This is a genomic window from Aliidiomarina indica, from assembly GCF_015354615.1.
GTDB lineage: Bacteria > Pseudomonadota > Gammaproteobacteria > Enterobacterales > Alteromonadaceae > Aliidiomarina > Aliidiomarina indica.
The window spans coordinates 173595-189748 of the sequence record NZ_JACAVQ010000005.1; the positions used below are offsets into that span (position 1 = coordinate 173595).

Sequence of the window (16154 nt, forward strand, 5' to 3'; positions counted from 1 at the left end):
CATCGTTTCCGCTATTTTTTCACAAATCGCATCATCCGCTTGCGCTTGCGCTGCTGCGAGAGCGTGAGCGAATTTTTCTTGCCTTCAAATGGGTTCTTACCGGTGCGGAATTCAACTTTCACCGGCGTTCCCATCAGCTTCAATGATTTACGGAAATAATTCATTAAGTAGCGTTTATAACTCTCCGGTAAATCATTGACCTGATTGCCATGCACCACGATTAAAGGCGGATTGTAGCCACCGGCGTGCGCAAACTTGAGCTTCACCCGACGACCTCGCACCAACGGCGGTTGATGTTCTTCTTGGGCCGACTCCATAATACGTGTTAACTGGGATGTGCTTACCCGTTTGGTGGCACTGGCATAAGCTTCTTGTACCGAGGTAAATAGATGACCGACATTGGTACCATGCAGTGCAGAAATAAAATGAACCCGAGCGAAATCAACAAAGCCTAAACGCCGATCCAGCTCGTCTTTAATCCACTGCTTTGCATCCTGCTCTAAGCCATCCCACTTGTTTACCGCAATGACCACTGAGCGGCCTGCATTCAGCACAAAGCCTAGCAAGTTCAGATCTTGGTCACTAATTGCTTCGCGGGCATCAATGACTAAAATAACCACGTTAGCGCTCTCAATGGCCTGTAAGGTTTTTACCACCGAGTATTTTTCCACGGCCATATCAATTCGGCCCCGACGCCGCACACCAGCGGTATCAATCAGAACATACTCGCGGCCGTCACGTTCCATCGGAATGTACACGCTATCGCGCGTGGTGCCCGGCATGTCGTAAACCACAACCCGATCTTCACCGAGAATTCGGTTGGTGAGGGTTGATTTACCTACGTTTGGTCGACCAATAATTGCCAATTTAATAGGTTGCGACTGTAACCGCTCGATCTCGGCCAGCGCGTCGGCTTCGGTCAATTCCTTCGGCTCTTCCGGCTTTGGCTGTATCAGCATATCCGGATAGCTGGCTTCAAGGGGCTGCAAACTCGCTCGTAACAATTGCCCTACACCACGGCCATGGGCCGCCGCAACTTGCCAAACCTGCCCCAATCCAAGGCCATAAAAATCAGCGGCGGCAGCATCACCATCGAGCCCGTCGATTTTATTCGCCACAAGATAAACAGGCTTGTCTTGCTTGCGCAGATACTCGGCAATAAATTCATCAGCAGCACTAATGCCCATGCGTGCATCAACCAAAAACAAAACCACATCGGCTTCATCAATCGCTTGTAACGATTGCTTGGCCATCAGCAGATCAAGCCCTTCTTCTTTACCATGAATCCCGCCGGTATCTACCACGATAAACTGGTGTTGATCATAACGTCCTTGACCATATTGACGGTCACGCGTTAGCCCCGGGAAATCGGCCACTAAGGCATCCCGAGTTTGGGTAAGGCGATTAAAAAGTGTGGATTTGCCAACATTAGGACGGCCCACAAGGGCGACCACGGGTATCATGTAATTTCCTCTCTCCTGAAACACGTTCAGGGCCCAACTCGGCCCTGAACGATTGGCGGTATTCCGCCTGCATACGCTATTGTACTACAAGTCAGCGATTAGGTATGCATGATTATCGGCCTTGCTCACGCAGGGCAACAACATTGCCCTTGGCATCTTGCACAATGAGTTTATCACCCACAATCAATGGCGCACTATGAATGCGCTCATCGCCAATGCGATAGCGTCCTACGAGTTCGCCATTGCTGCGATTAAACCAATGCAAATAACCAAAACGGTCACCCGACACCAAATAGCTGCCAGATACTGCCGGCTCCGTTAAAGAGCGCAAGAACAAATCTGAGTTGCGCCACAATTCCATACCATTGGCGCGATCGATACTAATCAAATGACTCTGTTGATTGACTAGGGCTATGCGTGTTGCCGCTTGTACCGGGCCACGCCAGCTGCCGTATTCCCGCTTCCACATCACTTCGCCATTGCGTAAATCAAAGGCTGCTAAATCGCCGTTAAAAGCCGACATATAAATGGTTCCACCCCACACTAAGGGCGCGCCATCCACATCAACTAAGCGCTCGAGATCGGTCGAGCCGGTCGGTACAGAGATCCGCTCTTCCCACGCCAACATGCCATTTTCAGCGATAAGAACAACCACTTTACCGGTGGCACTGCCAAAAATGGCTCCGCCGCTATTTAACGCAACCGGTGATGTACCGCGCAAACTTAACAACGACACTTCTTCTTCGTGAGTCCAAAGTATCTCACCATCTTGGGCGCGTAAGGCGGCAACAATGCCAGAGCCTAAATGAACCACCACACGGCCTTCGCCTACTGAAGGCGCCGCCAATACTTCGCCTGGAACTTTCTGTTCCCACTTCAGCTCACCGCTGTCGGAATCAAACGCATAAACCACGCCGTTTTCAGAACCAACAAACAGCATTGAACCGGCCACCGCTATTCCGCTAAAGCGAGCAGGCTCACCGCCAAAAAAGCGACCAAACACGGGTTTGCGACCACCCATTTTTTGCGACCAAAGCTCACGTCCGTTATCAGCATTTAGCGCTGCCACGGTGCCATGGCGGTCGGCCACATAAATCACGCCATCTTGATGCACAGGGCGTAACCGCGAGTAATGATTTCCCTCGCCGATTCCAACCCGCGTACTCCACACTTCTGAAGCAGTCACTTCAGGGGTAATAGACCGCAGATCTGCGTGGCGGGGTCCTTCATCTTTCGATGAACAGGCCGCTAAGAAAATGGATGCTACGGCGACGACTAACCAGTGTTTAGTTTTAATCATTCGTGTCCTGCCAGATTGTCGATTTTCATCTGCAAGGCGCTGTTAGCTCCTGCTGCAGATGCGTCTGCTGCGGCGAGATACGATTCCCGTGCAGCACTATAATTACCTTGCGCATAATAGATATCACCCTGCACTTCCGCTACGTTGGCAGCGAAGGCAGTGCTACGAACCCCGGCAAGCCATGCTTGCGCACTTGTGAAGTCTTCACGGGCCGCATCAATTCGAGCTAAACGCAATGCAACAATGGCTTTTAGCTCGTCCTGACGTAATTCAGAGTGGGCTAATTCCAGTTGCGTCCGAGCGGTATCCAAATCGCCTGCATTCACCGCATGCTGTGCCACGTATAAACGGGCCAATGCGCCTTGCTCGGTTCCTGATAACTCGTCAGTCATTGCGCGAGCACGGGCAATGGCATCGTCATCTTCACCAAACTGCAGTGTTTCGATCACTTCTTGATACGCTGCTGTGCGCGCTTGCGCAGCCTCTACTTGACTGTCTTGGTAATACCGCCAACCGAACAGTGAGCCTAATCCAAGCACTATCCCTGCTACAATCCAAGGCCCGTAATCTTTAATAAAGGCTTTTATCTGTTCGACTTGTTGATCTTCGTTTTCCACTGCCGTTTCCTCTTGATTTACACCAAGGTGCTAAGCACCTTTGATACGTCATTCATGTGAACTGTTGTTTGTTCTGCATCGCGACGCAAGAATTTCACAGTCACTTTATTTTCTGCAACTTCATTAGCACCAATAATTAACGCTACTTCAGCACCACTTTGGTCGGCTTTCTTCAGTTGTTTTGCAAATTTTCCGCCACCGCAATGAAGCATGACGCGCAGGCTGGGCAGTGCATCCCGAACCTGTTCGGCAACAGTCATTGCCGGAAGTTCCGCTTCTGCACCAGCGGCAACAATATAAACATCTACGTCGCCAGGAACCGCTTGAGTATTCGCTTGTTCGAGCATGAGAACCAAGCGTTCCAAGCCCATTGCAAAGCCTACCGCAGGGGTTGCCTTGCCGCCGAGTTGTTCAACTAAACCATCATAGCGGCCACCGGCGCAAACGGTACCTTGCGCGCCCAGGCTATCGGTCACCCACTCAAATACCGTGCGGTTATAATAATCTAAGCCGCGCACCAGTCGTTCGTTGTGTACATAACGCACCCCAGCAGCATCCAAATAGGCGCATAATTGGGCAAAATGAAGACGTGAAACATCGTCCCAGAAATCACTTAGTTTCGGCGCGCCAGCCAACAGCTCGGCCATCGCTGGATTCTTTGAATCAAGAATACGTAGCGGATTGCTTTCCAGACGGCGAACGCTGTCTTCATCAAGCTGCGCTTGATGGGCCCGTAAATACTCGGTGAGAGCATCTCGGTACTCAGCGCGCGCTTCATTTGAAGCTAATGAATTTAATTCTAAAGTAAGATAAGGCAGCAACCCAAGGGTCTTCCAGAGGCGCGCCGTCATTAAAATCATTTCCGCATCAATATCCGGCCCTTCCAGGCCAAAGGCTTCTACACCCACTTGATGGAACTGACGATAACGACCTTTTTGCGGGCGTTCGTGACGGAACATAGGCCCCATATACCAAAGCCGGCGGGTTTGATTGTACAACAATCCATGCTCGTTACCTGCACGAACACAGCTCGCGGTACCTTCAGGACGCAAGGTCAAACTATCGCCATTGCGATCGGCGAAGGTATACATTTCTTTCTCAACGATATCGGTTACTTCACCGATAGAGCGCTTGAACAACTCGGTTTGCTCAACCACCGGCATGCGGATTTCGCTATAGCCGTAGCTGGCAACGAGTTCACGAATCACCTGCTCAAGCTGCTGCCAACGACCGCTTTGGTCCGGCAGGATATCGTTCATGCCGCGAATGGCTTGAATTTGTTTTGCCACAGTTAGGGAATTCCTGTCTCAATATCATGACGCTTTTCACAAAGCGGGCATTATAGGGTGTTTACCTCATCAGGTAAAACTAGAGGTTTTCAATATCGATGGGTGTCTCTTGTTCACGACGGCGCACATAATCACGAATCTGCGCTTCCAACTCATCCACAATATTACTGTTATCGATGCGTAGCTTCTGACGCTGCCCGTCCATATAGAAGCCGCTCTTATTTTTAGCCCCAGCTAAGCCAATTTGAGCCACCATAGCTTCACCTGGGCCATTAACAACACAGCCAATCACCGACACATCCACGGCAGTGGTAATATCTTCTAAACGCTGCTCAAGGGCGTTGACCGTTGAAATCACATCAAACTCTTGGCGTGAGCAGCTCGGGCAAGCGATAAAATTAATGCCACGGCTGCGAATGCGTAAAGACTTTAAGATATCAAAGCCGACTTTAATTTCTTCCACCGGATCCGCTGCGAGAGAAACACGCAGGGTGTCGCCGATGCCTTCGCTTAACAACATCCCTAATCCAATTGCAGATTTTACTGCACCTGCGCGCGCGCCGCCGGCCTCGGTAATGCCTAAATGCAGGGGTTGTTCAATTTGTTTGGCTAGCAAGCGATAGGCATCCACCGCTAGAAAGACATCGGATGCTTTTACACTGACTTTGAAATCATGAAAGTTTAACCGATCGAGAATATCCACATGGCGCAACGCCGACTCAACCAACGCAGCCCCGGTTGGCTCGCCATATTTCTCTTGCAGATCACGCTCTAACGAACCTGCGTTGACACCAATACGAATGGGGATATTGCGATCTCGAGCGGCATCCACCACAGCCCGAATGCGATCTTCATGACCAATGTTGCCGGGATTAATCCGTAAGCAGTCGACGCCATATTCCGCCACTTTCAGTGCGATTCGGTAATCAAAATGAATATCGGCAACCAAAGGCGTGGTTACGCGCTTGCGTATATGTTTGAACGCCTCGGCGGCATCCATAGTGGGTACTGAAATTCGGACAATATCGCCACCGGCGGCAACGATTCGTTCAATTTGAGCCACGGTCGCGTCTACGTCATTGGTATTCGTATTCGTCATGGATTGCACAGCAATAGGTGCGCCATCACCAATAGGTACATCGCCCACGTAAATGCGGCGACTTTTACGACGGACAATCGGAGTTTCGTGGTTCATGGTGTGTTACTGCTCTCTATTCACAAACGTCGAATATGGATTAGCTTTGCGTGGGCAGCGTGAAGCGTGCAGTACGCCCCCGAAAACGACTTAAATCAATTTGCTCGCCGCGAAAATACACGGTCACCGCCTGCGGTGCGCCCAGTGTGATTTCATAAGGCGCTTCACCTTCTAACGGCATCACATGACCGCGCTGTTTTACCCCGAACGCAATCACGGTACCGGTCGCATCTTCAATGCGTACCCAACAATCGTCGCTAAAGGTCAGCACTAACTCTGCTTCGGCAACGGCCTCAATGGCTTCTTCCGTTGTGGTGCTTTGCACAGGGGCTTCCGCTGTGGTTACTGGGGTCATTGATTCTGTGCGCGGGGTCGTCGCAGGGTCCGTGGAAACGTCTGTACGCGGCGGATCAACGCGGGTTTCAGTTCCTACTTGCGGTTCGCGGGTGCCGGTTACTTCTGGCGGTTCTACCGGCGCTTCTACTAAGTCTTCGGTTTCATCGGGCGCAATCACATCATCCTCCTCACGGCTATCGAGACGGGTTTGCGACTGAACGGTTTCCGAGCGTTCCGGGGTAACTTCCGGACGGCTCGTTGTGCGTTGCTGAGTACTGGTTTGGGTAACAACACCGTTTCCGTTTTGCTCTTCCGTGAACTGCTGCCAGACAAAAACCGCGACCGAGCCGATTAAGATCAAAATAATGATCCATGTAATCAGCATCAGTTTATTGTCTTGTGATTCCAGTTTGGTTTTCTGGGAGAAGCTTTGCATTTGCCCGGGAGGCGCTTCTTCACCAATGAAGGTTTGATAGGAGGAAATCACCGTCGCTTCATCGAGGCTCACTAATTTTGCGTACGAGCGCAAATAACCTCGAATATAGGTTCCGCCTACATATTTACTGAACTCATTGGCCTCAAGTTCTTCAATCTGGGTGCGACGTAAACGTAAACGATCGGCAATTTGGCTCACACTCAAGCCTGCTTGCTCGCGCGCTTGACGCAACAATTCGCCGGGGGAGACCGGTGCGCTTGTTTCGTTTTCACTCACCTCATCAAAAGGGAGCTCATCATTTTTATTAGTTTCGGTCATGTTTAACTGAATTCACTACTCTAGGGCAATCCATTGCGAAAATCGGTGTTGTAACAGGCTAACCGACCACATTTACGTTAATCGGTTCCCCATTCTTTTGTTTTTGTTGTTTTTTCAGTAACCGTTTAGTGCGATCGACAACATCACCAACGAGTTGTCCACACGCCGCGTCGATATCATCACCACGCGTCTTTCTAACGATAACGGTATAACCGTATTCCATCAACACCTTTGCGAAACGATCAATCCGAGAATTACTTGAACGACCATATCCGGAACCGGGAAACGGGTTAAATGGAATCAAATTAATCTTGCTTGGTGTATCTTTCAGCACCTTTGCTAGTTCGTGTGCTTGATCTGTTGAATCATTCACATGGTCCAACATCACATACTCGACCGTTACTTTGGTTTGTGCTTTCGACTGCTCCACATAGCGGCGCGACGCGGCCAGAAATTCTGCAATCGGATATTTCTTGTTAATCGGTACTATTTCGTCGCGTAACTCATTATTCGGTGCATGCAGCGAAATCGCCAAAGCCACATCAATTTGTTCACGCAATAAATCAAGCGCAGGCACCACACCTGACGTACTCACGGTTACGCGGCGCTTAGATAATCCAAACCCGTAATCGTCGAGCATGATCTCCATGGCGGGCACCACATTCTTGACGTTCAATAATGGTTCACCCATGCCCATCATTACCACATTGGTTACCGCTTTCACATGGGTCTCACCAAAGGCACCAAGCAGTTTACTCACTCGCCACACTTGGCCAATGATTTCCGATACCCGTAAGTTTCGGTTAAAACCTTGATGACCAGTAGAACAGAAAGTGCACTCCAATGCACAACCTACCTGCGATGAAACACACAAGGTGGCGCGATCGTCTTCTGGAATCCAGACCGATTCAATTTCCTGACCATCGTGCAATTCCATGACAAACTTAATCGTACCATCGGCTGATTGCTGCTGTACCTTAATTTCTGGGGCGCGTACTTCAGCCACTTCATTGAGTTTGGCGCGCAGTGCTTTATTCAGATTGGTCATCTGTTCAAAGTCGTCAACGCAATAATGATACAGCCACTTCATGACTTGCTCGGCGCGGAATGGTTTCTCACCGAGTTGGGCAAAGAAATCCCGCAATCCTTGCCGGTTCAAATCCAGCAGATTGATTTTTTTCTGGGTTCCCTCGGCCAATTCCTTAGCTGGGCTACATGGAGTAACTGTCATGACGACCTCAAATTTTGTATTACATGGAGCAAATGACACGTCATTTACTGACGGTCAAAAAAGGGGCCTGCAGCCCCTTTTTCTAAAGTGCTTGCCCTACTATTTTAGCGGGTTCGCGCGCAAACTTCTTCATCAGAGAAGAAATAAGCGATTTCACGAGCTGCAGAAGCAACAGCATCTGAACCGTGAACGGCATTTTCGTCGATCGTTTCTGCGTAATCAGCACGCAAGGTACCAGCGGCTGCTTCTTGTGGGTTGGTTGCGCCCATGATTTCACGGTTTTTACGAACCGCGTCTTCACCTTCAAGGGTCATCACTACAATTGGACCTGAAGTCATGAACTCAACCAAAGCACCAAAGAACGGACGCTCTTTGTGTTCAGCGTAGAAACCTTCCGCTTGCTCTTTGCTCAGGTGCATCATCTTCTGGCCGACGATGCGCAAACCTGCGCTTTCAAAACGGTTAACGATTGCGCCGATGACGTTCTTGGCAACCGCGTCAGGCTTAATGATGGACAGAGTGCGTTCCAAAGCCATTGCTGTACTCCCGATTAATCATAAAAGTTGGTTAAAAAAGACGCGCGAATTATACGTGATTCACCGAATTTTTCCCACTAATTCTTTATACTTCCGACATAAGACTGATTCCCTGCACATTCTTTGCTTGGCAACTGATGCTCCCTCATGTATTTTGGACGTCTAGATGTTTATTTGCAGTTATGGAAGTTCATCAATGCGTGAGTCTCTTCAGTTAGCAACGCTCGGCGGCGGGTGTTTTTGGTGTCTCGAGTCAGCCTTTAATCAACTCCAAGGCGTACATTCAGTAAAATCTGGGTATACCGGCGGACATACGGCAAACCCGACCTACAAAGAAGTGTGCAGCGGTAACACCGGGCATGCGGAAGTTATCCAAGTAAGCTTTGATCCTGCGCTTATTTCCTATCGCGAGCTACTCGAAATCTTTTTTGCCCTGCACGATCCAACGCAAGTGAATCGGCAGGGCAATGATATTGGCAGCCAGTATCGCACTGCGATTTTCTATCATGATACAGCCCAGGCTGAGGCCGCTCGGCAAATCATTGCCGAAATGGCGCACGATAAAATTTGGGATGCGCCCATTGCCACCGAAGTGCAGGCGTTAGATACCTTCTATCCGGCGGAGGACTATCACGATAATTATTTTGAGCGAAACCCAGAAAACCAATACTGTCAGGCGGTGGTGTCACCGAAATTGGCTAAGTTTAAGAAAACCTTTGCCGCGCGTTTGAAATAGGCGACAAAAAAGCGACGTGGGGGTTAAAGCCTAGGCCTATATTCACAGCCTAGGCTAATTACGCAATCCGTTTGCCGTATCGCGGATAAGACCGACGGCAAAATCAACTTCTTCTTGGCTAGTAAACCGACCTACACTGAGTCGAATACTGGCATGGGCGACCGCATCGGAACGCCCTAATGCTTTAAGCACGTAGGAGGGGTCGACACTGGCGCTATTGCATGCTGAACCAGACGACACCGCCAACTGACTGAGCGCCATCAGCAGGGTTTCCCCTTCCACATCACGAAAACCGACATTGAGAATTCCGGCTACACTGTTCTCAAGATCCGTGTTCAAAACCACACCAGGAATAGATTTTAAGCCATTCCACAGACGACGTCGCAAGCCGTTTAGGCGTTCAGATTCCGTGGCCATCTCGGCAACAGCAAGATCCGCCGCTTTGCCAAATCCGGCGATCTGATGGGTCGGTAAAGTTCCCGAACGCATTCCCCGTTCATGACCGCCACCATGCATCTGTGCCGATAAATACACGCGCGGTGTGCGCCGCACATACAAAGCGCCAATCCCTTTCGGCCCATACATCTTGTGGGCTGAAATCGACATCAAATCAATATCTAGAGCACGCACATCTACTGGCATTTTTGCGACAGCCTGCGCCGCATCGACGTGAATTAGAGTGCCGTTGTTATGCGCAATTTCAGCCAAAGCGGCAATATCATGAATCACGCCAATTTCATTATTGACGTACATCACTGTCAGCAATACGGTATCGGCCCGTAATGCTGCTTTGACTGCTGCCAAATCGACTGCCCCGGTGTCGCTCACAGGTAAGTAAGTGACCTCATAGCCTTGCTCTTCAAGCATCTTGCAGGTATCTAGCGTTGCTTTGTGCTCCGTACACACAGTCACGATGTGTTTGCCGCGCTCAGCGTAGAACTCTGCAACGCCTTTGATGGCCAAATTTGATGCTTCGGTGGCTCCGGACGTAAATACAATTTCGCGCGGATCGGCGTTAATCAGTGTTGCCACCGACTCTCGCGCTAAATCCACCGCTTCCTCCGCTTGCCAACCAAACCGATGAGAACGCGATGCCGGATTGCCAAACACCCCATCCATGGTGAGATACCCCATCATGCAGTCAGCCACGCGCGGATCCACCGGCGTAGTAGCAGCATAATCAAGATATACGGGATATTTCATCAGTTCCTCTCACACATCAGATTAGGACGAGGACGAATCGTCTTTTGCATTCATATCGCTATCGCTGTCCGAATATTCTGTTACCTGTGCACCAGACGCGCGCTCTACCGATGCTAGCACACCGCGTAAAATATTCAGTTCGTTTTTCTCTGGGCGTGCGCGATTAAACAATCGACGCAGCTTGGTCATCACCATACCGGGATGTTTGCGCACAATAAATCCGGTCGCCCCAAGGGCGCGCTCTAAATGCGCGTAGAAGTTTTCTAAGTCGTCGCGCAGTGGATAATCCTCTTCGATCGTTTGCACCTGCTCCTGCGCCGCTAAGGCCGCCATACGCAGCTCATAGGTCACCGTTTGCACCGCCATGGCTAAATTCAGAGAGCTATAATCGGGATTCGCTGGAATATGCACATGAAAATCTGCCATTTGCAGCTCTTCATTGGTTAACCCGCTTGCTTCACGACCAAAAATAATGGCAACTTTGGCCCCACCCGCGGCTTCGGTAATACCTTTCACACCCGCTTCACGGGGCGTTAATTGCGGCCAATCAAGGGTACGGTTGCGCGCGCTAGTGGCTAATACCAAACCACAATCGGCAAGGGCTTCAGATAAGCTATCCACAATCTTGGCTTTAGCCAGAACGTCGGTTGCACCCGCCGCAAGCGCTTGCGCTTTGCCCTCAGGAAGCTCTTCCGGCTGAACCAGCACCAATTCATGAATCCCCATGGTCTTCATTGCGCGTGCCGCTGAACCAATATTACGCTGGTCGGTTGTACCCACCAGAACGACACGAATTTGATTTAACATAGTACCAGCCACCCTTCTTACGCCATCATTTAGAGCCCGACATTCCTGCCAAATGGCTCACTTTAAAATCCGCGGGAGAATAGCACAGCACCACTCGCATTGCATCTGTGTGCTAATTTGCATATAATCACGCCGATTTTTTAATCTGCTCTTTGCCAGTACAGGAACCTCCCATGCATGCAATGTTAAATATTGCGGTGCGCGCTGCACGTGCAGCCGGCCGTGTTGCGATGAAATCGTTTCAGCAACCAGACCAAGTCGAATTTGCTGAAAAAAGTCTCAATGACTTTGTCACTAACATCGACAAAGCTTGTGAACAGACAATCATCTCAACAATCCAAAAATCATACCCTGACCACGGCTTTCTGGCCGAAGAATCAGGCGAACATCAGGCGCAGGGAGACTACCTGTGGGTAATCGATCCCATCGATGGCACCACCAATTACATGCGCGGCATTCCGCACTTCTGTATTTCTATCGCACTGATGCACAAAGGCATTACACAACACGCTGTGGTGTATGATCCTGTACGTGAAGAAATGTTTACCGCAAGCCGCGGTGCCGGCGCACAGCTCAATGGCTACCGAATTCGCGTATCACCACGGAAAGATCTGGAAGGCACACTTCTAGCCACCGGTTTCCCGTTCAAACTAAAACATTTAATGCCGGAATATCAGGGCGTGTTCAATAAATTCTTTGAGCAAGCTGCCGACGTACGTCGCGCCGGTTCAGCCGCACTCGATTTGGCCTACGTTGCCGCAGGCCGCGTTGACGGTTACTGGGAAGCTGGATTGCAATTGTGGGATACCGCAGCGGGAGAATTGCTGGTACGTGAAGCCGGTGGTGTAGTTACCGATTTTGGCGGCGGAATGAACCACCAAAAATCAGGCAACATCGTTGCCGCATCACCACGCGTGCTGCAAACCATGGTCACACAAATGCGCCCGTTGCTCCCCAAATCATTATTAAAGTAGCTAACGCGTAGGATACGGATACGGGGCCAGAGTATGGCGCCGTGGGGTTGTGCGGCGTGGATGCCGTGCCCAAGCCCCTAGGGGTGGGTTCACAGCGTTCCGCACGGAGACATATCCTGACCCCATGTCCCAATCCGACACCTGACCAACGCAATGCGTTGGGTACAAAAACAAAAACGCCGGCATATGCCGGCGTTTTCTTTCATTCCCAAAGTGGGACTAAAATTCTAATTGATCTACGTCTAAATCGTAGGTGTAGTCGATATCCATGAGTTCTTTTTCAAGGCGTTTGCGTTCTTTTAGCGCTTCAATTTCACGCCATTTCCGCTTTGCCCGACCCTTACCTGACTTCTCAGAAGCATTGCTGAGTTCTTCTGTATGGTTCATGAGCTCCCCCTAATTGAACATCGCTGTTATTTTATTGTTAGCACACTACACATAGTGCCACAACGGGGTCAAATGTAAAGCAAAATTGTTACATAAATGTGATCATACTATCGCAATTAGGTTACCAACGAATGGGCGCGCGCCCTTGTTGCTGAAGCCAAGCATTCGCCGCTTTAAAGTGGCCACAGGTTAGAAAACCACGATGTGCCGACAACGGTGAAGGGTGCACCGACTCCAGAATTAAATGCCGTTCAGCATTTAAAAAAGCCGCCTGTTGCTGGGCATGTTTGCCCCACAACATAAACACCATCGGTTGCAATGAATTTAAGTAAGCCAAGGTGGCCTGGGTAAACGTCTGCCAACCCCATTTAGCATGAGCGCCCGGCGAACTATCACGCACTGTAAGTGCTGTGTTCAACAACAACACCCCCTGCTCCGCCCATGTAGTTAGGTCGCCGTGATTAGGAATTGTGAACTCGGGGTAATCATGCTGAATCGCCTTATAAATATTCTTTAACGACGGCGGCGGCTTCACTCCTTTCGGCACAGAAAATGCCAAACCGTGTGCTTGCCCCGGTTGGTGGTATGGATCTTGCCCCAAAATCACCACTTTCACCTGATCTGATGGCGTTAGTTCAAAGGCACGAAACACTTGTTCTTTCGGAGGGTAAACCGCTGCCTGCGCCCGCTCAGCCAACACTCGGTCACGTAATCCTCGGAAGTAGTCTTGCTGCCGTTCCTGCTCAAACAATGCCTGCCACGAATCCACATTATTCTCCCGCTATCTTTCAATTGCCTTTAGGATATATCAGATAAGTTCAGCAACCAACGCCGTAGATTTCTACGTGACCGATTGAGGGAGCATACCTTGATGGTATGTGACCGATTGAGGACGGTTTATAACGCAGCTAGTGGTGATGCCGGACAAGCCACAACCCACAACCCACCGAACTCGAAGCGCAGGCCGGCGCGCCAATAGCAAGGCATAAACCGACCGATTGAGGGAGCATACCTTGATGGTATGTGACCGATTGAGGACGGTTTATAACGCGGCTAGTGGTGATGCCGGACAAGCCACAACCCACAACCCACCGAACTCGAAGCGCGGGCCGGCGCGCCAATAGCAAGGCATAAACCGACCGATTGAGGGAGCATACCTTGATGGTATGTGACCGATTGAGGACGGTTTATAACGCAGCTAGTGGTGATGCCGGACAAGCCACAACCCACCGAACTCGAAGCGCAGGCAGAAACCTCTAGGGCAAGGCTTAATTGGAGCGATTGAGGGAGCGTACCTTGATGGTACGTGACCGATTGAGCTTCAATTATAACGCAGCCATAGAGGCTTTCTGACAAGCCGGCCCAAAAAAAAGGCCTCCTTAGGGAGGCCTTCTATCCTTCGGAGGTTAGAACGCTACCGAGAAGCTTGCTGAGATATGATCGCGGTCTTGCATTGGATCGTAGTCAGCGCCCTGGTAACGGTTGTAACCTAAGGTCACGCGGTACTTGTTGCTCATGTAGTTTGCGTCAAGCAATAAGCCCAAGTTTTGACGACCTTCGATGAAGTTCGCATTCGGTGAATACCCTTTAACGTCGTGGTTCCATGCGATGGTTGGGTTGATGTTCCAGCCCATAAACGCATTTGAGAAGTTAAAGATAAAGCGTGTCCGATAACCCCAAGACAAGCTCGTGACAAAGCCGTCACAGTTCATATCACCGGATGGATTTGGGTTACCCAGCGCCATTTGGTCGGCACGGGTTAAACACTTACCATACACTGGGCTGCGGCCGAAGCGCTGCTCATCAAGGCCTGGCAAATCAGAGACGTAGTTAGCACCGATTTCACCGATGAAGGTCATACGGTCAGAGCCCCACAGACGCTCAAAGAAGTTGATAAACGTCATTTGCGCTTGCCATACTTCCAGCTCTTCGTAGCCCCGCGCACGATTACCTACTGCATTGCCATCTGGACGTGCTTCAACAATGCGTGGAGTAAAGGTACTTGGAACGTTCGGACGTAAGCCCGCCGTTAAGATCTCAGTGGTGTTAATTTGCACCGCTTGATTTGGACGGTAGCTCACTTCACCAGCCCACGACCAATCGCTCAGGGTAGTACTGAAGCTCACACCCATGATTTGGTTGTCTTCTGGCCACTCAGCGAAATACTCTGGACCCAATTGAGACACGATGTTGTTACTGAAGTTATTAGTGCGCCAATCATTAGCAGAAATGATAGGAGCAGTGTTATGCACGTTCATGTAATAGAAGCCGAACTCAGTGTCCAGTTCCATTGAATAGTAACGAGCAGATACACCGAACGAACCTGTGTCGCTTGCCTCAACATCGTCAGCGCGAGTGAGGTAGAAGCCAGCTTCTACTGATTCACGGTCGCTAAGGAATCGGCCTGGCGCCACTTCTGGGTTCAAGGTTACTTTGTTACAACCTGGTCCACCTAAGATGTCTACCGTGGAGAAGAAGGTACCGCAACCATCCAGCTTGGTGTTATCCCACTCAAACTGCCAGAACGCATCTAAGCTCCACGCATCAGTTAAACCGATCGACGTACTCACCATGCCCACTGGCAACAGTGCTTCACGTACTTCAGCGCCCGGGCGACGAGCCGCGTTTACGTCTAATGGGTTAATCGAGTTAATCCCATTGAAAATAAACGTACTTTCACCCCAGCTCAATACTTGGCGACCTACCCGAATATCCACTGGGGTATCACCCAAGATGAAGTTGTTGTAGTAGAACGCATCGAGCAAGTTGATGCCTTGACCTTTTGAATAATCATCAAAAGAATCAGCATCAAGGCGAGAATCTGGGAAATAATTGGTACCGGTATGGCCATGCGGAACGCCTTCGCGCTCGAGCACTGCATCGTACCAATAGTTAAAGCGTATAAATACACCGCCCGAGTTTTGGGTACGAATATCCACATCGTGGATACCGCGGAAAACCCAAGAAGTGAGGTCGCCTCGATCAAAGTTCAGGTTACCGTCATCGGCAACACCCGATTGCCCTAATCCACCTTCAAAGTTGCCTGGATGCAGTACACGATTATCACGTGATCCTACCCGCCACGTTGCTCCAACCGAGAAGGTTGAATCAAAGTTAACTTCAAACGGACCTGCAGTAAATTCAGCAGCCTGTGCAGGCATTGCGATTGCAAGTGCGACAGCAGAGGCAAGAGGGAGTTTTTTAAACATAGTTGTTTTTCTTTTCATTGTTGTTGCCACCTATCCTGCGTACCCTGAATGGGCGTCCTTGGCTAATGACTGTGCAAAAATCATGTCTGATATCTTGCAATTTCGCAAGTATTTACA

General features: G+C 50.1%; 15 protein-coding genes. 2 read left to right on the plus strand and 13 right to left on the minus strand.

The window, feature by feature from the left end:
• Positions 1-11 precede the first annotated feature (11 nt).
• The 8 genes from der to ndk form a co-directional block, all read right to left on the minus strand.
• The gene (der, locus tag HXZ99_RS09140; RefSeq protein ID WP_194756985.1) at positions 12-1463 is read right to left on the minus strand and encodes a ribosome biogenesis GTPase Der; all 1452 of its coding nucleotides are present in this window, start codon (positions 1461-1463) and stop codon (positions 12-14) included.
• A 112-nt stretch (positions 1464-1575) separates the two neighbouring features.
• On the minus strand, positions 1576-2763 hold the full coding sequence (gene bamB / locus HXZ99_RS09145) for an outer membrane protein assembly factor BamB (RefSeq protein ID WP_194756986.1): 1188 nt from the start codon (positions 2761-2763) through the stop codon (positions 1576-1578).
• Positions 2760-3380, minus strand: a complete 621-nt coding sequence (locus tag HXZ99_RS09150) for a YfgM family protein (protein WP_194756987.1) — start codon at positions 3378-3380, stop codon at positions 2760-2762. The genes bamB and HXZ99_RS09150 overlap by 4 nt, the downstream gene beginning before the upstream one ends.
• Before the next feature lie 17 nt (positions 3381-3397).
• Positions 3398-4669 (minus strand): histidine--tRNA ligase, encoded by a 1272-nt coding sequence (gene hisS / locus HXZ99_RS09155; protein WP_194756988.1) that lies wholly within the window; start codon positions 4667-4669, stop codon positions 3398-3400.
• A gap of 79 nt (positions 4670-4748) precedes the next feature.
• A complete protein-coding gene (gene ispG / locus HXZ99_RS09160; protein WP_194756989.1) occupies positions 4749-5864 on the minus strand; it encodes a flavodoxin-dependent (E)-4-hydroxy-3-methylbut-2-enyl-diphosphate synthase in 1116 nt (371 codons plus the stop codon).
• Positions 5865-5904: 40 nt separating this feature from the next.
• Positions 5905-6954: a cytoskeleton protein RodZ gene (gene rodZ / locus HXZ99_RS09165; protein WP_194756990.1), complete on the minus strand. Its 1050-nt coding sequence runs from the start codon at positions 6952-6954 to the stop codon at positions 5905-5907.
• Positions 6955-7012: 58 nt separating this feature from the next.
• On the minus strand, positions 7013-8185 hold the full coding sequence (locus HXZ99_RS09170) for a bifunctional tRNA (adenosine(37)-C2)-methyltransferase TrmG/ribosomal RNA large subunit methyltransferase RlmN (RefSeq protein ID WP_194756991.1): 1173 nt from the start codon (positions 8183-8185) through the stop codon (positions 7013-7015).
• Positions 8186-8289: 104 nt separating this feature from the next.
• A complete protein-coding gene (gene ndk, locus HXZ99_RS09175; RefSeq protein WP_194756992.1) occupies positions 8290-8721 on the minus strand; it encodes a nucleoside-diphosphate kinase in 432 nt (143 codons plus the stop codon).
• Between the two features lie 196 nt (positions 8722-8917).
• On the opposite strand from ndk, the gene msrA reads away from it, so the two are divergent.
• On the plus strand, positions 8918-9457 hold the full coding sequence (gene msrA, locus HXZ99_RS09180) for a peptide-methionine (S)-S-oxide reductase MsrA (RefSeq protein ID WP_194756993.1): 540 nt from the start codon (positions 8918-8920) through the stop codon (positions 9455-9457).
• Positions 9458-9511: 54 nt separating this feature from the next.
• Here msrA and HXZ99_RS09185 read toward each other — a convergent pair whose 3' ends face one another.
• A complete protein-coding gene (locus HXZ99_RS09185; protein ID WP_194756994.1) occupies positions 9512-10660 on the minus strand; it encodes an IscS subfamily cysteine desulfurase in 1149 nt (382 codons plus the stop codon).
• A 21-nt stretch (positions 10661-10681) separates the two neighbouring features.
• A complete protein-coding gene (gene trmJ, locus HXZ99_RS09190) occupies positions 10682-11467 on the minus strand; it encodes a tRNA (cytosine(32)/uridine(32)-2'-O)-methyltransferase TrmJ (protein ID WP_194756995.1) in 786 nt (261 codons plus the stop codon).
• A gap of 173 nt (positions 11468-11640) precedes the next feature.
• Between trmJ and suhB the strand changes: the two genes are divergently transcribed.
• On the plus strand, positions 11641-12441 hold the full coding sequence (gene suhB, locus HXZ99_RS09195; protein ID WP_194756996.1) for an inositol-1-monophosphatase: 801 nt from the start codon (positions 11641-11643) through the stop codon (positions 12439-12441).
• A gap of 219 nt (positions 12442-12660) precedes the next feature.
• Here the strand turns inward: suhB and HXZ99_RS09200 are convergent, their stop codons facing one another.
• The 3 genes from HXZ99_RS09200 to HXZ99_RS09210 all read right to left on the minus strand — a co-directional run bounded on the left by HXZ99_RS09200 (position 12661) and on the right by HXZ99_RS09210 (position 16037).
• A complete protein-coding gene (locus HXZ99_RS09200) occupies positions 12661-12828 on the minus strand; it encodes a DUF3545 family protein (RefSeq protein ID WP_194756997.1) in 168 nt (55 codons plus the stop codon).
• Positions 12829-12949: 121 nt separating this feature from the next.
• Positions 12950-13597 (minus strand): uracil-DNA glycosylase, encoded by a 648-nt coding sequence (gene ung, locus HXZ99_RS09205; RefSeq protein WP_194756998.1) that lies wholly within the window; start codon positions 13595-13597, stop codon positions 12950-12952.
• A 637-nt stretch (positions 13598-14234) separates the two neighbouring features.
• Positions 14235-16037, minus strand: a complete 1803-nt coding sequence (locus tag HXZ99_RS09210) for a DUF1302 domain-containing protein (RefSeq protein ID WP_194756999.1) — start codon at positions 16035-16037, stop codon at positions 14235-14237.
• Positions 16038-16154: the final 117 nt, after the last annotated feature.